Source organism: Microbacterium proteolyticum (assembly GCF_029639405.1).
Lineage (GTDB): Bacteria > Actinomycetota > Actinomycetes > Actinomycetales > Microbacteriaceae > Microbacterium.
In genome coordinates this window covers 430,612-456,253 of sequence record NZ_CP121274.1, presented here as the reverse complement: position 1 = coordinate 456,253, position 25,642 = coordinate 430,612, and the positions used below count along the sequence as shown (strand labels likewise).

Annotated in this window: 25 protein-coding genes; 8 read left to right on the top strand and 17 right to left on the bottom strand. The window is 72.6% G+C overall.

From position 1 onward, the window contains the following. The first annotated feature begins 44 nt into the window (after window positions 1-44). The 3 genes from P8R59_RS03000 to mmuM all read left to right on the top strand — a co-directional run bounded on the left by P8R59_RS03000 (window position 45) and on the right by mmuM (window position 2,630). Complete coding sequence (locus P8R59_RS03000; RefSeq protein ID WP_278102654.1) at window positions 45-1,157, top strand: glycerate kinase; 1,113 nt, start codon at window positions 45-47, stop codon at window positions 1,155-1,157. Window positions 1,158-1,281: 124 nt separating this feature from the next. Further along, complete coding sequence (locus tag P8R59_RS02995) at window positions 1,282-1,791, top strand: MarR family winged helix-turn-helix transcriptional regulator (RefSeq protein ID WP_077052502.1); 510 nt, start codon at window positions 1,282-1,284, stop codon at window positions 1,789-1,791. Beyond that, window positions 1,788-2,630 (top strand): homocysteine S-methyltransferase, encoded by an 843-nt coding sequence (gene mmuM, locus P8R59_RS02990; protein WP_278102653.1) that lies wholly within the window; start codon window positions 1,788-1,790, stop codon window positions 2,628-2,630. The genes P8R59_RS02995 and mmuM overlap by 4 nt, the downstream gene beginning before the upstream one ends. A gap of 10 nt (window positions 2,631-2,640) precedes the next feature. Here mmuM and P8R59_RS02985 read toward each other — a convergent pair whose 3' ends face one another. Together P8R59_RS02985 and P8R59_RS02980 are read right to left on the bottom strand one after the other, a co-directional pair. Then, the gene (locus tag P8R59_RS02985; protein ID WP_278102652.1) at window positions 2,641-3,564 is read right to left on the bottom strand and encodes a hypothetical protein; all 924 of its coding nucleotides are present in this window, start codon (window positions 3,562-3,564) and stop codon (window positions 2,641-2,643) included. A 64-nt stretch (window positions 3,565-3,628) separates the two neighbouring features. Beyond that, window positions 3,629-4,102, bottom strand: a complete 474-nt coding sequence (locus tag P8R59_RS02980) for an Lrp/AsnC family transcriptional regulator (RefSeq protein WP_077052499.1) — start codon at window positions 4,100-4,102, stop codon at window positions 3,629-3,631. A gap of 152 nt (window positions 4,103-4,254) precedes the next feature. Between P8R59_RS02980 and ald the strand changes: the two genes are divergently transcribed. Continuing rightward, entirely contained in the window at window positions 4,255-5,340 is a 1,086-nt protein-coding gene (ald, locus tag P8R59_RS02975; RefSeq protein ID WP_077052498.1) for an alanine dehydrogenase, read from the top strand. A gap of 196 nt (window positions 5,341-5,536) precedes the next feature. Here ald and P8R59_RS02970 read toward each other — a convergent pair whose 3' ends face one another. Next, window positions 5,537-6,217 (bottom strand): response regulator, encoded by a 681-nt coding sequence (locus P8R59_RS02970; protein WP_278102651.1) that lies wholly within the window; start codon window positions 6,215-6,217, stop codon window positions 5,537-5,539. Continuing rightward, the gene (locus tag P8R59_RS02965) at window positions 6,214-7,818 is read right to left on the bottom strand and encodes a sensor histidine kinase (protein WP_278102650.1); all 1,605 of its coding nucleotides are present in this window, start codon (window positions 7,816-7,818) and stop codon (window positions 6,214-6,216) included. Before P8R59_RS02965 ends, P8R59_RS02970 begins: the two co-directional genes overlap by 4 nt. Window positions 7,819-7,961: 143 nt before the next feature. Between P8R59_RS02965 and P8R59_RS02960 the strand changes: the two genes are divergently transcribed. Together P8R59_RS02960 and P8R59_RS02955 are read left to right on the top strand one after the other, a co-directional pair. Then, window positions 7,962-9,410 (top strand): cation:dicarboxylate symporter family transporter, encoded by a 1,449-nt coding sequence (locus P8R59_RS02960; RefSeq protein ID WP_077052495.1) that lies wholly within the window; start codon window positions 7,962-7,964, stop codon window positions 9,408-9,410. Further along, window positions 9,407-10,237, top strand: coding sequence for an aldolase/citrate lyase family protein (locus tag P8R59_RS02955; protein ID WP_278102649.1), 831 nt, complete (start codon window positions 9,407-9,409; stop codon window positions 10,235-10,237). Before P8R59_RS02960 ends, P8R59_RS02955 begins: the two co-directional genes overlap by 4 nt. Window positions 10,238-10,370: 133 nt before the next feature. On the opposite strand, the gene P8R59_RS02950 is transcribed toward P8R59_RS02955, so the two are convergent. The 12 genes from P8R59_RS02950 to P8R59_RS02895 form a co-directional block, all read right to left on the bottom strand. Next, complete coding sequence (locus tag P8R59_RS02950; protein ID WP_278102648.1) at window positions 10,371-10,919, bottom strand: DUF1992 domain-containing protein; 549 nt, start codon at window positions 10,917-10,919, stop codon at window positions 10,371-10,373. Between the two features lie 196 nt (window positions 10,920-11,115). Beyond that, window positions 11,116-11,940, bottom strand: coding sequence for an oxygenase MpaB family protein (locus P8R59_RS02945; protein ID WP_431606886.1), 825 nt, complete (start codon window positions 11,938-11,940; stop codon window positions 11,116-11,118). A gap of 124 nt (window positions 11,941-12,064) precedes the next feature. After that, window positions 12,065-12,595 carry a hypothetical protein gene (locus tag P8R59_RS02940; RefSeq protein WP_278102646.1) on the bottom strand — a complete coding sequence of 177 codons (531 nt, stop codon included), beginning with the start codon at window positions 12,593-12,595 and terminating at the stop codon, window positions 12,065-12,067. Between the two features lie 2 nt (window positions 12,596-12,597). After that, the gene (locus tag P8R59_RS02935) at window positions 12,598-13,005 is read right to left on the bottom strand and encodes a DUF4383 domain-containing protein (protein WP_278102645.1); all 408 of its coding nucleotides are present in this window, start codon (window positions 13,003-13,005) and stop codon (window positions 12,598-12,600) included. 123 nt (window positions 13,006-13,128) lie between these two features. Continuing rightward, window positions 13,129-14,862, bottom strand: a complete 1,734-nt coding sequence (locus tag P8R59_RS02930) for a hypothetical protein (protein ID WP_278102644.1) — start codon at window positions 14,860-14,862, stop codon at window positions 13,129-13,131. A gap of 1 nt (window position 14,863) precedes the next feature. Beyond that, window positions 14,864-15,619, bottom strand: coding sequence for an SDR family NAD(P)-dependent oxidoreductase (locus P8R59_RS02925; protein ID WP_278102643.1), 756 nt, complete (start codon window positions 15,617-15,619; stop codon window positions 14,864-14,866). 10 nt (window positions 15,620-15,629) lie between these two features. Continuing rightward, window positions 15,630-16,496 (bottom strand): phosphogluconate dehydrogenase C-terminal domain-containing protein, encoded by an 867-nt coding sequence (locus P8R59_RS02920; RefSeq protein WP_278102642.1) that lies wholly within the window; start codon window positions 16,494-16,496, stop codon window positions 15,630-15,632. Then, window positions 16,493-17,287, bottom strand: coding sequence for a sugar phosphate isomerase/epimerase family protein (locus tag P8R59_RS02915; RefSeq protein WP_278102641.1), 795 nt, complete (start codon window positions 17,285-17,287; stop codon window positions 16,493-16,495). Before P8R59_RS02915 ends, P8R59_RS02920 begins: the two co-directional genes overlap by 4 nt. Then, window positions 17,284-18,051, bottom strand: coding sequence for a triose-phosphate isomerase family protein (locus P8R59_RS02910; protein WP_278102640.1), 768 nt, complete (start codon window positions 18,049-18,051; stop codon window positions 17,284-17,286). The genes P8R59_RS02915 and P8R59_RS02910 overlap by 4 nt, the downstream gene beginning before the upstream one ends. After that, a complete protein-coding gene (locus P8R59_RS02905) occupies window positions 18,051-18,521 on the bottom strand; it encodes a ribose-5-phosphate isomerase (RefSeq protein WP_278102639.1) in 471 nt (156 codons plus the stop codon). The genes P8R59_RS02910 and P8R59_RS02905 overlap by 1 nt, the downstream gene beginning before the upstream one ends. After that, entirely contained in the window at window positions 18,518-20,269 is a 1,752-nt protein-coding gene (locus P8R59_RS02900) for a dihydroxyacetone kinase family protein (protein WP_278102638.1), read from the bottom strand. Before P8R59_RS02900 ends, P8R59_RS02905 begins: the two co-directional genes overlap by 4 nt. Next, window positions 20,266-21,636, bottom strand: a complete 1,371-nt coding sequence (locus tag P8R59_RS02895; RefSeq protein ID WP_077052741.1) for an MFS transporter — start codon at window positions 21,634-21,636, stop codon at window positions 20,266-20,268. The genes P8R59_RS02900 and P8R59_RS02895 overlap by 4 nt, the downstream gene beginning before the upstream one ends. 101 nt (window positions 21,637-21,737) lie before the next feature. Between P8R59_RS02895 and P8R59_RS02890 the strand changes: the two genes are divergently transcribed. Both P8R59_RS02890 and P8R59_RS02885 read left to right on the top strand, forming a co-directional pair. Next, on the top strand, window positions 21,738-22,466 hold the full coding sequence (locus P8R59_RS02890; protein WP_278102637.1) for a FadR/GntR family transcriptional regulator: 729 nt from the start codon (window positions 21,738-21,740) through the stop codon (window positions 22,464-22,466). A 74-nt stretch (window positions 22,467-22,540) separates the two neighbouring features. After that, a complete protein-coding gene (locus P8R59_RS02885; protein WP_278102636.1) occupies window positions 22,541-23,788 on the top strand; it encodes a Fic family protein in 1,248 nt (415 codons plus the stop codon). 58 nt (window positions 23,789-23,846) lie between these two features. Here P8R59_RS02885 and P8R59_RS02880 read toward each other — a convergent pair whose 3' ends face one another. Then, entirely contained in the window at window positions 23,847-25,631 is a 1,785-nt protein-coding gene (locus P8R59_RS02880) for a DUF5605 domain-containing protein (protein ID WP_278102635.1), read from the bottom strand. Window positions 25,632-25,642 lie beyond the last annotated feature (11 nt).

Genomic DNA, 25,642 nt, shown 5'->3' with positions numbered 1-25,642 from the left:
GGATCCGGGCGGGGGCGCGGCGGGCGCCGCGGTAGGGTCGGCGCGTGACGCGCGTGCTGTTCGCCCCGGACGGGTTCAAGGGATCCCTGTCGGCCGTGGCGGCGGCGAGAGCGCTCGCCGCGGGATGGCGCTCCGTCCGCGGTGACGACGAGACCGTCGAGCTCCCCATGGCCGACGGCGGCGAGGGCACCCTCGACGCGTTCCTCGTCGCCGTGCCCGGAGCGCGACGGATGCCGGTCACGGTCACCGGTCCTCACGGCCGCGAGGTCGCGGCATCCTGGGTGCTTCTTCCCCCGACGGTCGAGGCGCCGGAGGGGACCGGCGTGGTCGAGCTCGCATCCACCTCGGGTATCGAGCTCCTCGACGGCGACCTCCGTCCTCTCGACGCCGACACGCGCGGGTTCGGGCAGGCGATCGCCGCCGCGCTCGACCACGGTGTCTCGCGCCTCGTGCTCGCGATCGGGTCGAGCGCGTCGACCGACGCCGGCTTCGGCGTCCTCACCGCCCTCGGTGCACGGATCACGGATGCCGAGCGCCGCGACGTCGCGCCCGGGCTGCGCGGCGTGCGCACCGCCGTGCGCATCGACGTCGACGGGCTGCGCGCGCTCCCCGCCGGTGGGGTGCTCGTGCTCACGGACGTCCGGAGTCCGCTGACCGGTCCGGCCGGGGCGGCCGCGGTGTTCGGCCCGCAGAAGGGCCTCGGTCCCGACGACATCGCGGACGCGGATGCCGCCCTCGCCCGCGCCGCCGAGCTGCTCGACACCGACGCCGCCCACCCGGGCGCCGGGGCTGCCGGGGGGACGGGGGCAGCGCTGCGCGCGTGGGGCGCCGAGCTCGTCCCCGGTGCCGAGCGGATCGCCGAGCTCGTCGGCCTCGCCGCGGCGGTGACGGCCGCCGACGTCGTCGTGACGGGCGAGGGATCGTTCGACGTCAGCTCCGCCACGGGGAAGGCCCCCGCTCGGGTCGCCGCGCTCGCCCGGGCCGAAGGGCGCCGCGCGGGTCTAATCGCGGGACGCATCGCCCCGGATGTCGACACGTCGGGGTTCGACGCCGCGGTCGCCCTCGTCGCGCTCGCCGGGTCGGCGGAGGCGGCGCTCGGCGACCCCACGCGATGGCTGACAGTGGCCGGCGCGGAGCTCGCCCGGCGCCTGGGCTGAGTGCCGCCGCGCGCACGGCGGGGTGCGCGGACGAGGCTCCGAAGCGCCCCGCGCGCGCCGCCCCGCCGCGGCAACCCGCCGCCGCGCGCGCCGCATCCCCTCTCGGCTCCGGTACCGTCGAGGTGTGTCCACTGTCTCCAGCAACAAGGACGATGAGGTCGATCTCCTCATCGACGCCTGGTCGCAGTTGCTGCCCGAGGTCGACCTGACACCCCTGGACGTCATGTCGCGACTGCGGCGCGCGGCGTTCCATCTGTCGAAGCTGCGCGCCCGCGCCTTCGCCAGCGCCGACATCGCCGTGTGGGAGTTCGACGTCCTCGCCGTCCTCCGCCGCGCCGGCACCGAGCTCAGCGCCACGCGCCTGATCTCGGCGACCATGATCGGCAGCGCGGCGATGACCAACCGTCTCGACAAGCTCGCCGACCGCGGGCTCGTGAACCGCCGCCCCAATCCGTCGGACGGCCGCGCGATCCTCGTCGCGATCACGCCCGAGGGCATCGAGCGTGTGGATGCCGCGATGACCGAGCTGGTCCGGCTGGAGGCCGACGCCCTGCGGGACGTGAGCCGTACCGATCAGGCCCTCCTCGCCCGGGCGCTGCGGGTCCTCGCCGCCGGCGAGACCCACGAGGCGTGATCGATCTCGTCACCCGCCCCCTCCTCCTCGACGGAGGGCTCGGCACGCTGCTCGAGAGCCGCGGCAACGACGTGTCGTCGTCGCTGTGGTCGGCGCGCGTGCTGCGCGACGACCCCGACGAGGTGCGCGCGGCCCACGCCGAGTTCGCGGCCGCGGGCGCGGACGTCCTGATCACCGCCTCGTACCAGGTCGGTTTCGGAGGCGAGATCCCGGATGCCGACGTCGACATGCTGCTGCGGCGGTCGGTGTCGCTCGCGCGCGACGCGGGCGACGGTCTGGTCGCGGCATCCGTCGGTCCCGTGGGCGCGCTGCGCGCCGACGGCAGCGAATACACGGGCGACTACGGTCTCGACCTCGCCCGGTTGCGCTCCTCTCATCGTCGCCGACTCGCGGTGCTCGCCGACGCGGGGGCGGATCTACTCGCAGTCGAGACGATCCCCTCACCTCTCGAGGTCGAGGCACTCGCCCTCGAACTCGCCGACCTGGACGTGCCGGCGTTCGTGAGCCTGTCGGCCGACAGCACCGGATACGCCGAGGCCGGTGCGCTCGCGGCGGCCCTGCGAGTGTCGGCATCCGTCCCGGGGGTCGTGGCGGTCGGGGTCAACTGCTGCGCACCCGAGAGCGTCGGACCGGCGCTCGCCACAGCCCCCGCGGTTCCGCTCGTGGCCTATCCGAACACGGGGGAGCGGTGGGATGCCGCGACCCGCACGTGGCACGGCGGCACCGCAGCTCTCGCCGACGCCGCACCGTCGTGGGTGGCGGCGGGAGCGCTGCTCGTCGGGGGATGCTGCCGCTCGACCCCCGCGGACATCGCCGCGATCGCGCTCGCCCTGGGGTGACCCGCGGCGGTCAGTGGCGGTTCGTCCGCCCGCGCCGACCGTCGCCTTCCACCAGCAGCGCGATCTCCTCGGGGCTCCACCCGAAGCCGTTCTGCATCTGCTCGCCGAGCGCCGGCAGCGCAGAGGGCATCGCCGTCGCCACCCCGTTGCGGACATCGACCGCGTGGTCGTCGAGCGCGTGAGCGGCCGCGCGCAACTCGTTCACGAGCGATCGCAGCCGGTCGGAGCCGAACGCGCTCGCGACGAGCTGGGCATCGCCGATGACGACGACCGAATGCTCGCGGGGCTCGCCGTCGGAGACCTGTCCCGAGGTGCGGAGGGCCAGCACGATGCCGAGCCCGCAGACCAGGACGGTGGTGATCGCGACCGCGGAACCGATCTCCAGCGAGCGGAACACCGCGCCCACCGGTCCCGCCCATCCCGTCGTGACCCCGACGAGGGCGCGCGCGGCGGAGTAGACGGTGTACAGACCCATGGCGGCGGCGATCAGCAGCGCGGGTCGCCTCGGTGCGACGGGGGAGCGGGCCGCGGCGAGGGTGCACACGCCGCACACCACGGTGAGGACGGCGGCCTTGATCATCAGCGACACGTCCTCGCTGGTCGCCGCCGTGCTCGCGCCGACGGCGATCGCCGTCGCGGCCACGAGCCCGAGGGCCGCCCGACGACGGCCCACCGCCAGTCCCGCGAGCCCGACCGCCATGGTGCCCGCGGCGAGGACCATCGTCGCATCGCCGACGACGAGGGCCAGACGCGCGCCGTCGTACCGGTTGACGACGTACATCACCGTCGAGCCGATCGAGAAGATCCCGGCCATGACGGCGTACTGGATGAACGTGGTGAACGGCACGGGCGCCGAGGCCCGCGGCAGGGCGATGGCGACGACGCCGAAGGCGACACCGATGCACATCACGGCGAGCCCGATCGTCAGCAGCACGAATCCCCCTCGCCGGTGCGGTGGTCTGCGGTTTCCGACACCCTATCGGCGGACGGGCGGCCGCTCAGTCGAAATCGGCCGCGAGCGCGTTGCGGTGGTACTCGAAGATGATGCTCGTGCGCGTGGATGCCACGCTGTGCCGGGCCGAGAGCTGATCGACCACGAACCGGCGCACGGAGGAGGAGTCGTCGACCGCGATGTGGACGAGGAAGTCGTCGGCGCCGCCGAGGAAGAACAGCTGGATCACGTCGGGGTGCCGCCGGATCTCCTGGGCGAAGGCGCGGATGCTCTCGTGCCGCTGGCCGGGCCGGAGGGTCACGCCGACGATGGCCTGCAGTCCGCGCCCCAGACGGCTCTGATCGACCGCGGCGTGGAAGCCGGTGATGAGCCCGCGGTCGACGAGCCCGCGGACGCGGGTGTGAGCCGTGGATGCCGCGACGCCGAGCGCGTCGGCGAGGGCGGCGTTCGTCATGCGGGCGTCCGCCGAGAGGAGCTCGATGATGCGCGCGTCGAGCGGGTGCAGGTCGTCTTCGGGCATCGCAGATCCTTCGGCGCGGCAATCGGGTGGGACGGCTCCGGTCCGACGATACCGGTGGAAATGGCATCCATGCCGAAGGATCTGCGGGTTAACGCCACGGAAACACGGATTCCTGCGATCCTTCCTGCCACGACCACTCAGAGGAGAGACCGATGCGCGTCGCCGTGCCCACCGAGATCAAGAACAACGAGAACCGCGTCGCCATGACACCGGCGGGCGTCGACGCTCTCGTGCACCGGGGCCACGAGGTCCTCGTCCAGGCCGGTGCCGGTGAGGGCAGCGGATTCTCGGACGACCAGTACCGCCTGGCCGGCGCCGAGATCGTCGCGACGGCCGACGAGACCTGGGCGCGCGCGGAGCTCCTCGTCAAGGTGAAGGAGCCCATCGCTCCCGAGTACGGGCACCTGCGCGCCGACCTCACCCTCTTCACGTACCTGCACCTCGCCGCCGACCGCCCGCTCACCGACGCCCTGGTGGCGGCGGGAACGACGGCGGTGGCGTACGAGACGGTGCAGACCGCGGACCGCGCCCTGCCGCTCCTCGCCCCGATGAGCGAGGTCGCCGGACGCCTCTCGATCATCGAGGGTGCCCATCACCTGCTGCGCGCGTCGGGCGGTCGGGGCCTGCTTCCCGGCGGGGTGCCCGGCACGCCCAAAGCCAAGGTCGTGGTGATCGGCGGCGGCGTCGCGGGGGAGCACGCCGCGGCGAACGCGCTCGGTCTCGGCGCGAACGTCACCGTCATCGACATCTCCCTCCCCAAGCTCCGCCAGCTCGAGGAACGGTTCGGCGGCGCGATCCAGACGCGGGCGTCCACCCGCCTCGAGATCGCCGAGCAGCTGGCCGACGCCGACCTCGTCATCGGGTCGGTGCTGATCCCCGGCGCTGCGGCGCCCAAGCTCGTCACCGACGACATGGTCGCGGCGATGAAGCCCGGCTCGGTGCTCGTGGACATCGCGATCGACCAGGGCGGATGCTTCGAGGGGTCGCGGCCCACCACCCACGACGCCCCCACGTTCCGGGTGCACGACTCGCTGTACTACTGCGTGGCGAACATGCCCGGCGCCGTGCCGCACACCTCCACGCGCGCGCTCTCCAACGCCACGCTGCCCTACATCACCCGCATCGCCGACGCGGGCTGGGAGGCCGCGGCATCCGCCGATCCCGCCCTCGCGAAGGGCCTGAACGTGCGCTCGGGCGTCGTGGTGAACGAGGGCGTGCGGGCGGCGTTCGACCTCTGACGCGGGTCTGCTCGGGGTCTCGCGGCGGCGCCACTTCACGTGATCTGGGCGAGGTGACGCGGCGTTCTACGCCGGGAGGGCGCAGTCCAGTGTCCAAGACACGCGGATGCCAGGACGCGCCGTCCGCGTGTCTTGGACACTGAACGGGGCAGGGACGCCGTTGGATCGGCGCGGAGACCGCGACGGCGCCGCCGCGTCAGGCGCGGACCCAGGCGTAGGTGATCTCGGGGCGGCCGGGGCCGCCGTAGCGCGGTTCGCGGCGCACGCGGCCGACGTCGGCGAGGTGCTCGAGATACCGGCGGGCGGTGACGCGCGACATGCCCTCGCGCTCGCCGACCTCGGTCGAGGACACGGCGCCGGATGCCGTGCGGACGCGCTCCGCGACGGCCTGCAGCGTCTCCTCGCTCAGGCCCTTGGGTAGCGTGGGCGCCATGGTCCGCAGCGACCCGAGCAGCGCGTCCACCTCGGACTGCGTGGCGTCCCCGGCCGCACGGTCCAGGCCCTCGGCGTACGCGCGGTAGGCCTCGAGACGTTCGCGGAACGCGGCGAACGTGAACGGCTTGATCAGGTACTGCACGACGCCGGTCGACACCGCCGCGCGGACGGTTGCGGCATCGCGGACCGCGGTCACGGCGATGATGTCCACACCCGCGCCCATCGCGCGCACGCGCCGGGCGACGTCGAGGCCGCCGCCGTCGGGCATGGTCATGTCCAGCAGCACGAGGTCGATGGGGCGGGCGGGATCGGCGATCGCGGTCAGCGCCGCGCGGGCTCCCGCCGCCTGCCCGACGACCTCGAACCCGGGCAGGCGCTCCACGTATGCGGCGTGCAGTTCGAGCGCGAGCGCGTCGTCGTCGACCACGAGCACGCGGATCACGCGGGCACCGCCTCGACCGGAGCCGGCAGGACGACGCGCACGGTCGTGGGCGCGTCGGTGACGTGCAGCGTGCCGCCGTGGGCCGACACGATGTCGCGGACGAGCGCGAGCCCCACACCGCGACCGCCGGGAGCCGCGGCCGGCTTCGTCGAGGCGCCGAACGCGAACGGGTCGGCGAGGGTCGGATCGAACCCCGGCCCGCTGTCGCTCACCTCGATCGCGACATCGGGTCCTCGGCGCGTGAGGGACACGCGCACCCAGCGCGGATCGGGGCCGGCGGTGGCGGCATCCATCGCGTTGTCCACGAGGTTGCCCACCACCGTCACCGCCTCGGCCGGGGCCAGCGGCAGCGCGGGAGTGGGTTCCTCCACGTCGAGGTCGAGGGCGACACCGTGCTCGGCGGCCTCGTCGAGCTTCCCGAGCAGCAGAGCGACGACGACGGCGCCGTCGTTGCCCGAGACGATGCGGTCGGCGAGATCCTGACGGTCCTCCGTGGATGCCGCGATGAGCTGCCGCGCGTCGTCGACACGTCCGAGCTCCAGCAGTGCCAGCAGGGCGTGCAGCCGGTTGCCGTGCTCGTGCGTCTGCGAGCGGAGGGTGTCGGTGAGCGTCCGCACCCCCTCGAGCTCGCCGAGCAGGGCCTGGAGCTCGGACCGGTCCCGGAGGGTCATGACCCGACCGCGTTCCGGCGCGCGCCGGCCGGTGAGGTCGCGGGCCTCCTCCTGGTTCACCAGCAGCACGCGGTCGCCGGTGGCCACGGTCTCCTCGACCATGCGGCGCCCGGTGGCGATCGCCTCGGCGAGGGCGGCATCCATGTCCGTCTCACGCGGGTCCAGACTCGTCTGCCCCTGCGTCGCCGGCGGGAGGCCGAGGAGGTCGGCGGCTTCGTCGTTGTACAGCACGATGCGGCCGTCGCTGTCGGTGACGACCAGGCCCTCGCGCAGCGAGTGCAGCACCGTCTCGTAGCTCTCCACCAGTCGGGCGAGCTCGCGCGGGGTGTACGAGCCGGTGACGCGACGGGCGCTCCGGCGGACGTACAGGGCCCCCAGGATGCCGATGCCCACGATGCCGGCCGCGGCGGCGACGATCAGGGGCACACGGGCGGCCAGATCCGCCTGAACGGCCCCCAGGGTGACCCCGACCGAGACGAGGCCCACGATCTCGCCGTCGTCGGCACCGCCGGCGCGGACGGGCGCGATGGTTCGCACGGACGGGCCGAGCGTGCCCTCGTAGACCTCGGTGTAGGTCGCCCCGGCGAGCGCCTCTTCGCGCGAGCCGATATAGGGCTGGCCGATCTGAGAGGGATCGGGGTGGGTCAGCCGGATGCCGTCGGGCGTCATGATCGTGACGAACGACAGGTCGGCATCGGAGAGGATCGCCGCGACCATCGGCTGCAGCGTCGCCGAGTCCTGCGCGCGGACGAGCGCGGCGACGTCCGGTTCGTGCGCGAGCGTCTCGGCGACCGAGCGCGTGACCTGCTCCGCCTGGCGCTGTCCGGAGTCCGACAGCTGCACGGACATGAGCGCCGCGAGCACGCCCGCGACCAGCACGACGACGCCGAGCGACACCATCGCCAGTCGTCCGCCCACGCTCAATCGCATGCCGTGCCCTCTCCGGTCCGTTCCGGTCTGCCGTGAACAATACGACCACAAATCGCCCCGGGCTCTGCGCTCCCGCAAAGTCGTCACATCTCCGGCGGCCCCGCCGGACTCAACAAAGACGTTAGAAAAAGGGGAAGTCGCGAATGTCTCTCTCACTCCGCACCACGCGCGACGGTCGTCCGCGCAAGAAGATCGACCGCAACCATTGGCTCTACATCGCCGTCATCGTCGCCGTCGCGGCGGGCATCATCGTCGGCCTCGTCGCCCCGCAGTTCGCCACCGGCCTCGAGCCGATCGGTAAGGGCTTCGTCAGCCTCATCAAGATGATGATCGCCCCGGTGATCTTCTGCACGATCGTCGTCGGCATCGGATCGATCGCCAAGGCCTCCACGGTCGGCAAGATCGGCGGCCTGGCGCTGCTGTACTTCGTCGTGATGTCGACCTTCGCGCTCGGCATCGGCCTGTTGGTGGGCAACATCATCCACCCCGGCGAGGGCCTCAACATCGCCAGCGCGTCGTACGACGCCGTGCCCGAGGCGACCACCACGCAGGACTTCATCCTGGGCATCATCCCCACGACGTTCTTCTCGGCGTTCACCGGCGGCAGCATCCTGCAGGTGCTCTTCATCGCCCTCCTCGTCGGCTTTGCGCTGCAGGGCATGGGCGAGCGCGGGGCGCGCATGGTCGAAGGCATCCGCAACTTCCAGGTGCTGGTCTTCCGCATCCTCGGCATGATCCTGTGGCTCGCCCCCATCGGTGCGTTCGGCGCCATCGCGGCGGTCGTCGGCAAGACCGGCTTCGGCGCGGTCATCAGCCTCGGCATCCTGATGGGCTCGTTCTACCTGACCTGCTTCCTCTTCATCACGGTGGTCCTGGGGACGCTGCTCTACGTCGTCACGCGGGTCAACATCTTCTCGCTGATCAAGTACCTCGGCCGCGAGTACCTCCTGATCGTCGGCACCTCGTCGTCCGAGGCCGCGCTTCCGCGCCTCATCGCCAAGATGGAGCACCTCGGTGTCTCGAAGCCGGTCGTCGGCATCACCGTCCCGACCGGATACTCGTTCAACCTCGACGGCACCGCGATCTACCTGACGATGGCCTCGCTCTTCATCGCCACCGCCATGGGTGCGCCGATGTCGGTTCCCGAGCAGATCGGTCTGCTGGTCTTCATGATCATCGCGTCCAAGGGCGCCGCCGGTGTCACCGGTGCCGGTCTCGCGACCCTCGCCGGCGGTCTCTCCGCCTACCGTCCCGACCTCGTCAACGGCGTCGGCGTCATCGTCGGCATCGACCGGTTCATGTCCGAGGCCCGCGCGGTCACGAACTTCACCGGCAACGCCGTGGCGACCCTGCTCATCGGAGCGTGGACGAAGCAGTACGACCGCGAGCGCGTCGGCGAGGTCCTGGCGGGTCGCATCCCGTTCGACGAGACGCTGCTCACCGGTCACGACCACTCCGCCACTCCGGCCGCGGATGCCAAGGAAGAGGCGTCGGCCGTCGCCGGCACCGGTCCGGCGTCGGTGGACACGCAGGCGCTCAACGCCTTCCGCGCTCAGGCGGAGGCGGAGGCGGCGGCTCGGAGCCGTTCGTGAGCTTGACGCACTCCCCGGCGGGGGCGGCTTCGGCCGCCCCCGCCCCCGCGCGCGTGGACCTCGCCCGCACCTGGCTGCTGCGCTCGCCGCTCGCGGCCGGTGGGGAGACCGCGGCCGACGTGCTCGTCCTCGACCTCGAGGACGGGCTGCCCGCCGCGCGCAAGACCGAGGGGCGCGAGCGCGCCCGCCGCGCCGCCGAGACCGCACCGGTGTGGCTGCGCATCAGCGCCGCGGGCACCCGGGACGGCGAGGCCGACCTGGCCCTCGGCCGCGAGCTCGGCGACCGCCTCGCCGGCGTCGTCCTCGCGATGTGCGCCGGGCCGGCCGATGTCGCTCACGTCGCGGCATCCCTCCCCTCCGGCGTGGCGATCGTGGCGATGATCGAGTCGGCTGCGGCGTTGTTGTCGGCACCGGCGATCGCCGCCCACCCCGCGACCCGTCGGCTGGCGTTCGGCACCGGCGACTTCCGCCGCGACACCGGCATGGCGGCCGACCGCATCGCGCTGTCGTGGCCGCGCGCGCAGCTGGTCGTGGCGTCGGCGGCGGCGGGGATCGCGGGACCGATCGACGGCCCGTGCGGTCCGATCGAACACGCCCGGGATGCCGCCGAGCACGCGGCCACGATGGGCTTCACCGGCACTCTCGCGTTGCGGGATGCCGCAATCGCGGGGGCCCACGCCGGCTTCGCGCCGAGCGCCGCCGAGGTCGCGGCCGCCCGCGCGGTGCTCGCGGAGGTTCCCGACGGCCCGGTCGACGGCTCGTACGCTCCCACGCTCGCCCGCGCCCGCGACCTGGTCGCCCGCGCCGAGGCGCTCGCGCGGCTCTGACGCGCCGGCGGGGCCGCGGCGGCGCGGTGGCCGTGGCCAGGGAGGCCGTCGAGAACACACGTTCCGTGCGACCGCACACGTTCCGGCCGCACCGTACATGTGCGCTCGACCCGAACGTGTGCGCTCGCGGAGGTCAGCGCCGGAACCAGCGGCGGCGCGGCGGCGGCGGCGCGGGTGCCACTGCGGTCTCGCGCGCGCGGCGGCGGGTCGCCCACGCCGACACCTCGGCATCCACGTCCACCGTCGGCGTCACGACGGGCGGGCCGCCGAGCAGCTGCCGACGGGCCTCGATGACGCGGCGATTGAAGTCCTGGAGCGCTTCCCGGACGTCGCCCTCGCGCGACAGGGCGTCCAAACGATCGGCGAGTTCGGCGTGCTCGACCCGCAGGGTGAGCGCGGGCGGCCCGAGGCCCGAGAGCTTCTCGGTCTCGATCTTGCGGCGGATCCACCAGTCGGGGTCGTGGCTGCCGCCGAGGTCGGGGAGCGGCTTCCCGGCACCGGGGAGGTCGTCGAACTCTCCGCGCCGGATGGCCTGCTGGATCGAGGTCTCCACGAAGGCGGCGCGCTCGGCCGCAGTCGACCCCCGCGCCGGCGACGGTGCGGATTCGGGTTCCAGCCCGGCATCCCGCAGCCGCCGGTCCAGGCGATAGCGCTCCGCCGCCTGCCTCGGATCGTCGCTCATGCCGCCTCCGCCGTGTGCTCGGGTGCTTCCAGGCTACGTCGGTGGGGAGTGGGTGGCGCCGGAGCCTCCGCCGAGGGGAGGGATGCCACGTCGCCGTGCCGTGCCGCTCGAGTGTCCAAGACACGCCGATCCTGCGCGGGCGCGTCGGCGTGTCTTGGACACTTCACGGGAGGCGACGCGCGAACCCGGCCCGGCGCTACAGCCCCAGGCGGCGCAGTCGCAGCCGCGCCATGTCCTGCGCGCGCGGGCCGGATCCGAGCGCGCGCTCGGTGATCCGCAGGATCAGCCGGGTCGTGGTCTTCACCGGCAGCCACGAGCGGCGGACGCCCAGCATCTTGCGCACCCGCGGCGGGAAGGTCGCGACCGCGGCGGCGAACAGCACGCGGTAGGCCACGCCCATGAGTCCCGTGAACGGGGGCTTCCGCAGGAAACGGACGACGTCGTCGACCCGCTCGTCGCGGCGCAGCTCGCCACGGTCGAGGAACCCCTCGAGCTCGGCGCGGAGGGCGGCCTCGGTGAGCGGCGGATCGGGCAGGCGCATGAGCCGACCCGCCGTCGCCCAGTCGGCGACGTACGCGTCGGCGCCGCCGGGGATCGGGCCGCCGTAGGCCTGATGGCTCCGCAGGAACGCGTCGGTGAAAGCGATGTGGACCCACCGGACGAGGTCGCGGTCCTCGGCGGTGTAGCCGCGCGCGTCTCCGTCGCCGCCGACGTACGTCCCCCGCACGCGCTGGTGGAAGCGGCCCACGCGGGCGGTCTCGGCATCCGCCTGCGTTCGGGATCCGTACGTGAGGGTGATGACCCAGCGCACGGTGCCGGTGAGGCGACCGATCGGGTCCTCGCGGTAGCGCGACCAGTCGTGGACCCCCGCGAGCGCTCCGGGGTGCAGCGCCTGCAGGAGAAGGGCGCGGATGCCGGCGACGAGGGTGCCCATTCCGGCATGGACGGTCCACGCGGGACCGTTCTCGACGAAGTAGCCGCCGTCCTCGCCTTCGGCGATCGCGCGGACGTACGGCGCCATCCCGGTCGGATCGCCCGCGAGGGCGGTGAGGAGCTTGGCGCGCAACCGCGCGATCGGCGCCGGGACCGGGGGTGAGGACGTCACTGTTCCAGCGTGCCATCCCGCGGGAGGCGGAAGGGCCGGATCAGTGACCCTCGTGCGTGATGACGGGGACGCTGCCGTCGTCGCGGATCAGCACCGCATCCTGCGTCGCCCCCAGAGCGGGGGTGACGACGACGGCGATGATCGACGCGGCGAGCAGGAGCCCCCACACGCTCATCGGCTGCGCGGTCCGCGGGGCTGCATCCTCGCGTCCGCGGCGCCGGACCTGCACCGCGACGGCCGCGCCGACCACGATGAGGAGGAACGTGGCGGCGGTGACCGCGACGATGCTGGTGTGCGTCGGCAGGACGAACATCAGGGCGGATGCCGCGAGGACTCCCGCCAGGACTCCCGCCAGCGTCGTGCGCGGGGCGACGAACCGACCCAGGGAGAGCACGGCTCCACCCCAGACGAGCGCGGCCACCCCGAGGACGACCAGACCCGCTCCGAGACCGCGCGAGGCGATCCCGGAGCTGGGTCCGACGATGGCGCCCGCACCGAGGGCGGCGAGGATCAGGCCTGCCCCCCATGCGGACACGGAGGGCCACGACCGGACGAAGGTCGCGGCGTTCACGCTCAGACCGCCGCGGTGCGGGGGACGTTGCGCTCGGTGCCGAGGCCGACACCCAGGAGCACGACGGCGCTCGCGAGGTGGAGGAAGTGGTCGGGCACGTTGAGGGCGAGGATGTTGGCCGGCCCGGTGAGGAAGAAGCCGACGATACCGAGGAGCAGGTAGACCGCACCGACGGTGGTGTTGACGCCCTTGGCGGCGCGCGCGTTGGCGAGACCGGCGATGAGCAGCGCGGCACCGATCAGGAGGTGAGCGATGTTGTGGAGCGGGTTGACCTCGAAGATGCCCAGCAGCAGGCCACCCTCGTTGCTGATGAAGCCGACGCCGCCGGTGACGGCGAAGCCGAGCAGACCGACGAGCAGGTAGACGGCGCCGAAGACGGTCGCGACGATGCGGTTCGGTGACGAGCTCATGATGAACCTCCCAGAGTTCTGACAGCGACCATTCGGTCGCCTTTCACACATCTTCGGAGACACTGTGTGTTTCGGATTGGCCTTTGCACGCAGGGGATGCCATGCGGTAAGGCGCGGTGCGCCTCAGGGCAGAACGATCCTCGCCCAGCCGGAACGCTCCAGCCGGACCGAGGTCGACCCGCCCGGGGTGCGTATCTCGAGGTCGCGGGCCCGGTCGCCGAGGTTCGCGAGCAGCACGACGGCGCCCGACGGGGTGAGCGCCCCGACCGCCCAGACGGACCCGTCCGGCGAGTCGCCCGTGAGCGCGGGGTGACCGCCGAGCTCCGCGAGGGCGGCGATCGCCACGGCCACCGGTCGGTCCGTGCCGTCCGGCCTCCGGATGCCGCGCGCCCCCCACTCCTCGAAGTAGGTCAGCGATCGCACGCCCGGCACGATGAGGGCTGCGGCGCTCGCGATGGTCCAGGCGGCGAGCTCGACGGCATCCTGGCGCGGGTCGGTGGAGGGGAGGAGCGCCGGGCCGTAGCCGTCGCGCAGATCGGGCTGCGACGGTCGCGGCTCGGCGGTCGTCGCGACGGCGTTCACGTGCGGGAGCAGTCCGATCGGGCCGATGTCGACGGGGATCCCGCCGGACAGCCGGACCGCCTGCTCCGCCACCCGTCTCTGCATCGCGACCGACTCGACCAGCTGCGCGGTGCTGACGTCGTGGAAGAGCGGGGTGATCGCGAAGCCGAGGCCGTCGAGCCCGGCCGGGAGGCGGTGGTGTTCGCGGTTGAGTTCTGTGAAGTGCGTCCGCACACCGCCCGCGACGGGCGCCCTCAGCCCCGCGCGCCCGCTCGCCGCGCGGAGGGCCGCCACCGTCTCGGCGTCGGAGACGTGTCGGGCGGGGCCGTTGGCCCGGAAGGCGGCCACGCGGCGCACCTCGATCCCCGCGAGCGCGTCGACGCCGTCCTGCAGGGCGTCCGGCCGCTGCTCGTCGACGACGAAGCGGACGTCGAGCGGGAGCCCGGCGCGCTGCGCGCGGGCGAGCGCGGCGCGCCACGCGGGCGAGGCCAGGTCGAGCTCGACGAGCACCGTGTCGACGGGGAACGCTCGGTCACCGACTCCCTCGACGGGATCGGGGGCGGTGCTCGCGGCGATGCCGAGGGAGGGCGCGGTTCCCTCGGTGCGCAGGTCGATGACCGCCGGACCTGTCGGCTCGGGGGGCGGCACGGGACCGACGCGCTCGATCGTCACGGTCTGCGCGACCCGTTCTCCGGCTGCGAGACGGACCGGGAAGGGCAGCGCGAGGGGCCGGCTGTACGTCTTGAACGACGCGTCGGTCCAGTTGCGTTGATCCTCCATCTCGAAGACGTCCCCCGAGAACGTCATCCGCATCTCCCCGGCATCCGAGGTCCATCGGAGTGCGACGATGTCCGTCGCCGGCTGGTGCGGGCTGATCCCGTCGGGGAAACGGGTGGCCTCGGACGAGCCGTCCGGATGGTCCACCCCGAGCGCGCGGCCGCTCACCCGCGGCGGGTGCAGCACCACGAGTCCGGTCCGGTTCGTCTCGAACGCCGCGGTGCAGATCAGGTCGACCGCGATCTCGAGCCGGTCGCCCTCCGCCCGCGCCACGAGCTCGCCCTCGAGGCCTCCGGGGTCGGCCGACGCGCGAACGCCGAGGCGGAGGCATCCGGGCTCATCGCGGACCTCGTCGACGGAGAGCGGGAGGGTGTTCCAGTCCCGGTCGCGGACGGCGAGGCGGACGCTGCGCAGCACCCGGCGGCCGTGGAACGCGATGTCGGCGAACTCGTCGCCCCTTCGCCGGACCAGCGTCCACCCGCTGCTCGACCACGCGGCCTCGTCGTCGTTCCAGGTCATGTCAGAGCGTGGTCATGCCGCCGTCGACGACGAAGGTCGCGCCGGTGGCGAACGCCCCCTCGTCGCTGGCGAGGTACACCATGATGCCGGTGACGTCGTCGGGCGTTCCCGCGCGACCGACGGGGATGCGCCCGACGATGGCGGCGCGCGCCTGGGGATCGTCGGTGATCGCGGCCACGAGCGGGGTTTCGGTGTACGCGGGCTGGACGGTGTTCACGCGGATGCCGTCGGCGGCATATGCCGCAGCGACCGTGCGTGCCAACCCGTGCACGCCGGCCTTGGAGGCGCTGTAGGCGGTGAAGTCCTTGCCCTCGCCGTTCACCGCGGTGGGGCTGCCGGTGAGGATGATCGATCCGCCGCCGCCGCGGAGCATCGATCGCACCGCGTACTTGACGGTGAGGAACGCCCCGGTGAGGTTGATGTCGAGCGTCCGGCGCCACACGTCGAGGTCGAGTTCGGCGGCGGGGGCGTCTCGACCGAACAGCTGCACCCCGGCGTTGGCGACGACGACGTCGGGCTCCCATCCCGCGCTCTGCAGTTCGGCGAACCCGGCGGCGACGGACTCCTCGTTCGAGATGTCCATCGCAAGCGCCCGCGCGTCCGGACCCAGGCCCTCGGCCGCGGCGCGGGCGCCGGCGGCATCCACGTCCGCGATCACGGCGCGCGCACCCTCGGCGACGAAGCGGGCGGCGACGGCGAAGCCGATGCCCTTGGCGGCGCCCGTGACCAGAGCGGTCTTCCCGGTGAGTCTGCTCATGGTCGTCTCCTCAGCGTGTGATCCGGTCGAGGTGGAGCATCCGGGCGAGGTTCTTGTCGAGCTCGTCGTCGCGGAAGATCTTCTTCCAGTCTTCCTTGATGATGCTCTCGCGGCCGTAGTCCATGGCGATGAGGCACGCGTCGCTGAAGGGGTTGTCGCCGCGGAGTCCGTTCGCGAGCGCCACCTGCGTGTGGCCGTAGAGGATGCTGCGGGCCGCCGCCTCGGGCACGCCCATCGTGTGGACGGCCTCGTCCAGCGCTTCGTTCAGGAGCGAACCGATCATGCACGCCACCGTCTCCACCAGCGTGGGCTCGAGTTGCGCGAGCTGCTTCACGGTGACCCAGTGCACGTCGATGACGGGGGCGTAGATCGCGCGGACGGTCGCCTCGACGATCGCCCGCTTGACGGGGTCGTCGGACTCGATCGCGGCGATCGCGTCCTGCGGGGCGGCGATGCCGCCGAAGGTGTCGGCCCACTCCTCCTTCGTGGTGCGCTCGAGGAAGACCGACGGGTGGCACGGGTGGGCCACCGCCTGGATGACGTCCGCGCGCGTGGTGAGCAGGCCCGCGTAAGCGGCGGCGGGGTCGAGCGTCAGCACGATCGCCCCTGACTTCAGCTGCGGAACGAGCTCGGCCGTGACCGCGCCGAGGGCGAGGTCGGGGACGGCGAGCACCACGATGTCGGCGTCGGCGACCGCGGTGGCCGCATCGGTGAGCTCCCGGCCCGCGGCGATCGTGCGCTCGCGACCGGCGGGGGAGTTCTCGACGTAGGCCACGGGGTGGGCGGTGCGCGCGAGGTTGTTCGACACGCGCATCCCCATCTTCCCGCCCGCGCCGATGACGGCGATCGAGTGGAGGTCGGTGGTGGTCTCGGTCATGGGGTGCTCCTGAGGTAGTCGATGGCGGTGCGGGTCCATTCCCGCTCGAGGCGGACGGTGGTCTCGGCATCCCCCTGCCAGGGGAGCCAGTGCTCGACGATCTCGTCGATGCCGCGCTCGCGCGGTCGGACGGTGTCGAGGAGGTGGGGGTAGTCGTGCAGTCCCGAACCCATCGGCGCGCCGGTGTACTCGAAGCCGACCCAGCCGTCGCGGCGCTGGAAGGCGAAATCCTTGACGTGCACGTTGGCGACGAGTTCCGTGCACACCTCGACGCAGGCGGCCGGCTGCTCGAGGCGGGCGACGACGTTCGCGGGGTCGAGGCAGATGCCCAGGCTCTCGCTCGACAGCGACCACACCACGTCGACGAGGTCGACCGTGGCGACCTGCTCGTAGGTCTCGAGGGCCAGGGTCACCCCGGCGTCCTCGAACGAGGGCAGGGTGTCGGCGAGCCAGAGCTCGGCCTGCCGGAGGGTCGGAGTGCCCTCCGGGCCGCTGAGCATCGAGCGGACGAGGCGGGCGTCGAAGACCTCGGCGAGGCGCAGGAAGCGCTGGAGCCGCTCGGGAGTGAGGCCCTTCGTGCCGAGCTGCACGACGACCCCGAGATCACGTGCGGCGGTCGCCGCCTCGGCCAGCTCGCGATCGCCCATGTGCTCCAGAGGGGCGTAGTCGCAGATCTGGAACAGCCCCACATCGAGCGCCCGAGTGGCCTCGAAGGCTCCGCGGAGCGTCAGTGGTTCGGGAGCGAGGGCGGAGTGCTGCCAGAAGAACGCGTAGGTTCCCAGGCCGATCACGCGCTCACCCCCGCGCGGGCGGCGGCCTCGTCGAGGACGCGGCGAAGCTGCGCGGGGTCATGGGCGAATCGGCCGAGGAACAGGCCGTCCACCGCCCCGCCGAGGTCGGTGAGCAGGCCCGGCCCCGCCGACCCGCCGTACACCACCGTGCTGCCCGCGCGCTCCGGCAGGGCGTCGAGCGCCGCGCGCAGCGCCCGCGCGACGGGGACGATGTGCGCGAGGGATGCCGGGGACTCCGCGCCGATCGCCCACACCGGCTCGTAGGCGACGGTGACCGCGCCCGCCGGTGCACCCTCGAGATCCGCGTGGAGCTGGGCCACGACGGTCGCCGCAGCGATCTCGGGGGCGGTTCTCTCGGTCTCGCCCAGGCAGAGGAGCGGCGTGAGACCCGCGGTCAGCGCGGCCGCGGCCTTCGCCGCCGTCTCCGCGTCGGTCTCCCCGAACAGGCGTCGACGCTCGGCGTGACCGATCTCGGCGAACGCGACGCCGATCTCCGCGAGCTCGGCGGCCGTGATCTCGCCGGTGAAGGCGCCGGACGGGTGTGCGGAGACATCCTGGGCACCCACCCGTACGTCCGTTCCGGCGAAGGCCGCGAGCGCCGCGGGGATCTGCAGGTACGTGGGGACGACGACGAGCCGCACCGCGCCGGAAGCGATGGCGGGTGTCTCACGGGCGATACCGGCGACGTCGTCCAGCCACGCGAGGGCGCGGGCGTGTCCGAAGTACGTCTTCAGGCTCACCCCGACCCACACCGGTGCGGTCATCAGCAGGATCCGGCGTTCTCGTACGCGGTGAGGACGGCGACCTTCTCGGCGCTCGCCGAGGAGTCGTCGAAGCGGTAGGTCAGCCACTCGCGCACGAGCCGTCGCGCGAGCTCGATCCCGACGACCCGCTGGCCCATGGTGAGCACCTGCGCGTTGTTGGACAGCACCCCGCGCTCGACCGAGAAGGAGTCGTGCGCGGTGACCGCGCGGATGCCGGGGACCTTGTTGGCCGCGATCGCCACGCCCAGTCCGGTTCCGCAGATCAGGAGCGCCCGGTCGGCTTCGCCGTTGGCGACGCGGGAGGCCGCCTCGATCGCGACCGTCGGGTAGGGCGTGTGGCCGTCGGCATCCACGCCCACATCGGTGACCGCGAGGACGCCTTCGTTCGCCTCGAGGTCGCGCTTGAGGATCTCCTTGTAGTCGAAGCCGGCGTCGTCGGAGCCGATCACGATGCGCAGGGGAGAGGTCATGAGGGGGTTCCGTTCTCGGAGGCGGTCGCCAGCACGGGGGCGATCGCGGCGGTGATGAGCGCGAGGGAGACGGCGCCCGGGTCGGGGGTTCCCACGGCGTGTTCGCCGTGGGTGCGGGCGCGGCCCTTGCGGGGCAGCAGATCGGCGGTCGCCGCGGCGGCCCGCTCGGCCGAGTCGGCCGCGGACGCCCAGGCGGAGGCGAGCGAGGCGCCGCCGTCGACCGCGTGGGCGAGGGTCGCGGCGAAGGGCACGAGAGCGTCCACGAGCGTCTTGTCGCCCACTTCGGCCTTCCCGTAGTCGGTGACCGCGCGTGCGGCGGCGGACACCCCGCTCGCGACGTCGGCGGTCGTCGGTGCACCCGTGTCGCCCAGCGTGCGGGCGATCGCGCCGAGGATCACTCCCCACAGCGCGCCGGACGTCCCGCCCGCGCGGTCGGCCCACGCGTCCGCGGCGCGCCGCAGCGTGGTGGCGGCCCCCGCGCCCGCGGCGGCGGCGTCGTCCGCCGCGGCTCGCGCCGCGTGGGCGCCGCGCTGCATCCCGATGCCGTGGTCGCCGTCGCCGGCGACGGCATCCAGGCGTCCGAGCTCGTCGACGTGCGCGTCGATGGTGTCGGCGATCGCCTCCACCGCGAGCCGCACCGTCTGCGCCGTCGCGCGCGAGGTGTCGTCGGCATCCGGGATCTCGTCGGCGGTCTCCGTCTCGGTCACCGGCGCCGACAGGCGCTCGGTCGCGGCGACCGCTCCTCGCCGGTAAGCGGGGGTGTCGACCGGGTGCTCCCAGAGCGCCGCGAGTTCGTCGTCGAGCCAGTAGAGCGTCAGCGACGTGCCGGCCATGTCGAACGAGGTGCAGTACTCGCCCACGTGCGGGTCGACGATGTCGATCCCGGCGTCGTCGAGGAGCTGGGCGATCCGCCGGTACACGACGAACATCTCCTCGTACTTGAGCGAGCCGAGCCCGTTCAGCACCGGCACCACGCGGGCGCCGGAGACGGATGCCACGCCGTCGGGGACCTCGGCGGGGTCGAGGAGCGCCGCCACCAGCATCTCGGCGAGTCCGTCGGCGGTCGGGATCGCGGTCTCGTCGATCCCCTGTTCGCCGTGGATGCCGAGCCCCACCGCCATGCGCCCCTCGGCGACGCTGAACAGCGGGTCCTGAGCGCCGGGGAGCGTGCAGCCCGTGAACGCCACGCCGAAGGAGCGGGTGCGCTCGTTGGCGAGGGCGGCGACGCGGGCCACTCCGTCGAGGTCGTCCCCCCGTTCGGCGGCGGCCGCGGCGGCGCGGAAGACCGTGAGATCGCCCGCGATGCCCCGCCGCCGGTGGCGTTCGGCGGGAGGTGCGGAGGAGATGTCGTCGGTGACGGTGACGGTCTGCGCGTCGATGCCCTCGCCGCGCAGCCGCTCCTGTGCCGCGTCGAAGTTCAGGACGTCGCCGGCGTAGTTGCCGTAGGCGAAGAACACCCCGCCGCCGTTGTCAGCGGTCCGCGCCGCGCTGTACACCTGCTGCGTCGACGGGGAGGCGAAGAGATTGCCCATCGCCGCCGCGTGCGCCAGGCCCGGGCCGACGAGACCGCCGAAGGCCGGATAGTGGCCGGACCCGCCGCCCACCACGACCGCGACCTGCCCGCTCGGCGAGGTCGTCGCGCGCGCGACGCCTCCGGGGATGCGGCGGACGTAGCGGCCGTTGGCCGCGACGAAGCCGTCGATCATCTCGTCCGCGAACGCGGCCGGCTCGTTCCAGAGACGGGTCACCGAGCCGTCTCCTCGACGTCGATGGCCTCGGGCGTCGGCGCGGGTGCGGCTGCCGTCCGGCGGGCGAGGACGACCATGAGGATCGCGGAGACCAGCATCACGGCGCCGACGATGAACATCGGAACCTCGTAGCCGCCCGTCCAGTCGTGCACGGCACCGGTGACGTACGGCGCGCTGAATCCGGCCAGGTTGCCGATCGTGTTGATGAGCGCCACTCCAGCGGCGGCGGCGGCGCCGGTGAGGAACTTCGTCGGCAGGGTCCAGAAGTTCGGCAGCGCGGCGAAGATCGCCATCGCGGTCAGCGTGATCACGGCGATCGTCAGGGCGGGGGAGCCCGCGAACAGGGCCAGGGGGATGCTGACTGCGCCCACGAGCGCGGGGACCACGATGTGCCACGTACGCAGGCCTCGTCGAGAGGCGTCGCGCGACCAGAAGTACATCGCGATCGCCGCCGGGACGTAGGGGATGGCGGTGATGAGGCCCTTCTGGAACACGTCGAAGGAGGCCCCGGTCTGCTCCTGGAACCCGTTGATGATCGTCGGCAGGAAGAAGGCAAGGGCGTACAGGCCGTAGATGAAGCCGAAGTAGATGAACGACAGCATCCACACGCGCCCGCTGCGGAAGGCGAAGCGCGCGGAGACGTGCTTCTGGCTCGCCGCGGTCGCGGCCGATTCCTTCGCGAGCGCGGCGGTCAGCCACTCCTTCTCGTCGGCGGCGAGCCAGTTCGCATCGGCGGGCTTGTCCTTGAGGTAGAACCACGCGATGACGCCCACCACGATCGCCGGGATCGCGACGCCGAAGAACATGAAACGCCATCCCTCGAGGCCGAAGAACGTGCCGTGCTGCTGGATGAGAGCTCCGGCGAGAGGGGCCCCGATCACGGTCGTCAGGGGCTGGGCGAGGTAGAAGAGCATCAGGATGCGACCGCGATGCGCCGCGGGCACCCACAGGCTGAGGAAGAGGATCGCCCCGGGGAAGAACCCGGCCTCGGCCACACCCAGCAGGAAGCGCAGGATCACGAGCTGCTCGAAGTTCTGCACCCACGTGAACAGCAGCGCGACGATGCCCCAGGTCACCATTATCCGGGCGAGCCAGCGGCGGGCGCCGAAGCGGTGCAGGGCGAGGTTGGAGGGCACCTCGAGAAGGATGTAGCCGACGAAGAAGACGCCGGAGGCGAAGCCGAACTGCGCGGCGCTGAGAGCGAGATCGTCGTTCATCCCGTTCGGGGCGGCGAAGCCGATCGCGGTGCGGTCGAGGTAGTTGATGAAGAACATCAGGGCGACGAAGGGGACCAGTCGCCAGGCCACTTTGCGGATGGCTCGACGCGCGACGTCGGGTTCCGCCGCGAGGGGAGTGGAGGTGTCCACGTTGACTCCGTTCGATTCGGGCGCATCGGCGCGCTCGTCTATATTGGCCAACCGGTTGACCAATTGCAAGCGCGACTTCGGCGGCGCGCTAGGTTGAAGGCGTGCCCGCCTACCCCGCCGACCGCAGCCACGAGATCGCGGCCGCACTCGAGGCCCTCCCCGCGGGGTCGCCGGTCAGCGAGGTCGCCCGCCGCTTGCTCGATCTCTTCACCACGGGCTCTATCGCCCCGGGCACCCGCTTGCCCGCCGAGCGTGCGCTCTCCACGACGCTCGGCGTCGGGCGCTCGGCCGTCCGCGAGGCGCTCGCGGCGCTCGAGATCCTCGGCATCGTCGACGTCCGGCCCGGCTCGGGCACGTACCTGCGCGGCACCGCGAGCTCACTGCTGCCGCAGACGCTGCGCTGGGGACTGCTCCTCGGCGACACCGACACCGCTGAACTCCTCGACCTCCGCGCGGGGCTGGAGATCTACGTCGCCCGCCTGGCCGCGGACCGCGCCGACGAGGCCGCGCGAGAACGCATCGCGGCGACGCTGGCCGAGATGACCCGGTCGCGTCACGACCTCGGCGCGTTCGCGCGAGCCGACCGCGACTTCCACGACGCCCTCGGCCACGCCGCCGGCAACGCCCTCCTCGTCGACCAGCTCAACGTCGTCCGATCGCTGCTGCAGGTCTACGCCGACCGCGCGGTACAGAGCGCCGACGACGCGGCCCGGGCCATCGCCGAACACGATGCCGTCGACCGCGCGATCCGCGCGCGGGACGCCGACGCCGCGGCATCCGCGATGGCCGTGCACATGGCGACGGCGTCCGCGCGTCTCGTCGGGGAGTGAGTTGCCTTCCTCAGAAGGCACGCGCCTAATTTTATGAGATAGTGCCTTAAGTCATAAAATTTTGGGGACTTCTTATGAGTTCTGCGGAATTGCCGCCGCCCGACCACGCTTCCGCGAGCGAATCGGGGGAGCAGCCCGACTCGTCCTGGCCGGCGATCGATCACGAGAGACGGGAGTGGGTGCCGGCCGCCGCCATGGGGGTCCGCGCCGCACGCGCGGGTCGCGCGAGCGTCGCCTACGACGCGTCCGTGCCGCCGATGATCGCCTCGCGTCATCCCGTGCTGCTCCCCGAGGTCGCCGCCGACGCCGATGAGGCGGCGGCTGAGCTCGCGCGATTCGACGCGGAACTCGGGAGCCGGGTCGCCGGGTTCGCCCCGGTTCTCCTTCGTTCGGAGGCCGCGTCCTCGTCGCAGATCGAGAACCTGACGGCATCCGCGCGCGCGATCTTCTCGGCCGAGCTCGGGGCCAAGGGGTCTCGAAACGCCGAGCTGATCGCCGCGAACACGCGCTCACTTCAGGCGGCTCTCGACCTCGCGGAACAGATCACGCCCGCGAGCATCGCGGCGATGCATCGGGTTCTGATGGAATCGCAGCCCCGACACACTCCCGGCGAGTATCGCCGCGAACAGAACTGGATCGGAACGCGAGGGGACTCGCCCGTCGGAGCCGAGTTCGTCCCGCCTCATCATGAACGCGTTGCGGCCCTCATCAACGACCTCGCCGAGTTCGCGGCGCGCTGGGACGTACCCTCGCTCACCTCCGTCGCGATCGCCCACGCGCAGTTCGAGACGATCCACCCCTACACCGACGGCAACGGTCGGACGGGCCGAGCCCTCGCACAATCGATGCTTCGCTACCGCGGCGTCACTAGGAACGTCGCTGTTCCCGTCTCCGCGGGTCTCCTGGCGGATGTCGACGGGTATCACTCCGCGCTGACCGCCTACCGTGCGGGAGACCCCAACCCGATCGTCCGCGCCTTCGCGTCCGCCGCTTTCCGCGCCGTGTCCAACAGCCGAGAGCTCGTCTCCGACATCGACACGGTTCGCGGGTCCTGGAACGATCGGCTGACCGCCCGTCGTGACTCGAGCGCCTGGCGTCTCCTGGACATCTTCGCGTCCCGACCCGTCCTCGACTCGGCGACGGCCGCCGGGGCGCTGGGGATCGCCCAGCCCAACGTGTACCCGCCGCTGAAGGCGCTCGTCGACGCGGGTATCGTCCGCTCCAAGGCCGAGCACAAGCTGGGACCGTTCTGGCGAAGCGAAGAGATCCTCGAAGCTCTCGACGCGTTCGCGGCGCGGGCGGGGCGTCGCCAGCGCGTCTGACCGTCGGAATGACGGGACGAGTCACGGCGCGAACGCCCCCGCACCGCAGCGAAGCGCGTCAGACGCGCGACACCCGCAGCGCCACGAACTGCCGCCCCGGCAGGGTGACCCGGACGGTCCCGGAATGGATGCCGTCGACCCGGTCGATCGTCATGTTCCAGGTGTCGACGACGTCGATGACCCAGTCGCCCTCGCCGAGCAGGACGGAGCGGAACCGCGGGCGGTTGAACCCGAAGTACGCCACGCGCACCGTCCCATCCGGCGACTGCGCCCACGGCACGTCCCAGTCGGATGCCGCGGGCTCGAGCACGCCGTCGGGGACCGCGGCCAGGAACCGCTCGAGGAAGGCGATCCGCGCGGGGGAGGACCCGTGCAGGACGCCGCCCTTCGCCCACCACAGCACCTCGTCGTCGGAGCCGGCGGACGCGGGCATGACCGCCTCGCCGACCGGCGCCGGCAGGTAGGTCTCGCCGTGGCCCACGTACCCGCCGCGGACGGCACCCTCCCAGAATCGGCGGGTCATCTCCTCGCCGGTGATGTTGCCCCAGCCCTGGTCGATGTCGCCCTCGTACGCGCACTCGTCGATGACGACGGGCTTGCCCCAGCGCTCGCGCCATTCGTCGGTGTTCTCGGCGGTGCGGTAGACGTCGACGCGCTGCATGCTCGCGTGCGTGATCCACGGCCGGGTGTAGTCGTAGAACGGGCGGCAGTTGTGGATCGAGATGAGGTGGCCGAACGGGTCCTCCTCGCCGACGATGGCGGCGATGCGCTCCCAGTCGTCCTCGTCCTTGCCCCAGACGAGGTCGTACTCGTTGGCGAGCGACCACCACACGTTCGAGAACGCCGCCAGCCGTCGCACGAGGTAGCGGACGTACCGGTCGTCGACCGCGGGGCCGAGGTCGGCGAACCCCCAGCGGTCGTAGGCGTGGAACAGGATCAGGTCGGCTTCGACGCCGATCTCGCCGAGCTGGGCGATGCGGCGCTCGAGACGGCGGAAGTGCGCCGGGTCGAAGCGCTCGAGGTCGAACCCGTCGGCCAGCGACCCGGGGAAGACGAAGTCGTCGGGCTCGTTGGCGTTGAACAGGTACGACTTCGGGAACAGGCACATGCGGAGTTTGCGGAACGCGCCCTCGGCGAGGGTCGCGAGCGTCTGCTCCTGGAGGGCTTCGGGCTGGTGGGTCCAGGCGTACGCCGTCGTCCCCAGCGGTCGGTGCCGGGTGCCGTCGGCGTGCCGGAAGTGGAAACCGTCCACGCGGACCGGACCGTGGGCCCCGGATGCCGCGGGACCGACGTCCGCGGTTCCGGTGAGGCCGTCGAGCGACGGGGTGGTGGCATCCGTCTCGAACGACCAGGTGCCCTCGGCATCCGCGAGCGCCCGGAACACCCACTCGCCGTCGCCGTCGTAGAACCCGCCGACCCGGACGGGCGATCCGTCGGGACGACGGAACGTGGCGTGCGCGTCGACGTCGACGAAGGGGTTCCCGTGCGCGGGGCCGTCGACGCGGACTTCCAGCACGCCCCACATCGTGGTCGCGGCGGCCGGGCGGACGCGCGCGCTCGCCCGCGGGACGTCCTCGCCCTCGTACGTCGCCGACGGCGCGATCGCCGGGGCGTAGGGCGGTCGCTCGTCGCCGTCGCCGATCTCGGCGAGCGCTTCCCAGAACCGCGCGCGGTGGTCGAGGTCTTCGAGGCTCGGCACGATCGCGACGAGCTGCCCGAGGCGGCCGCCGCGGAACTGCGTGGCCATGGGCGACGCGGCGACGCCGGGCAGGAAACGTTCCAGCACGGCGCGGGCGCCGGGGTGGTCGAGAGCGTCGCCGAAGGTCGAGCGGCGGTCGAACATGGGGGTCTCCG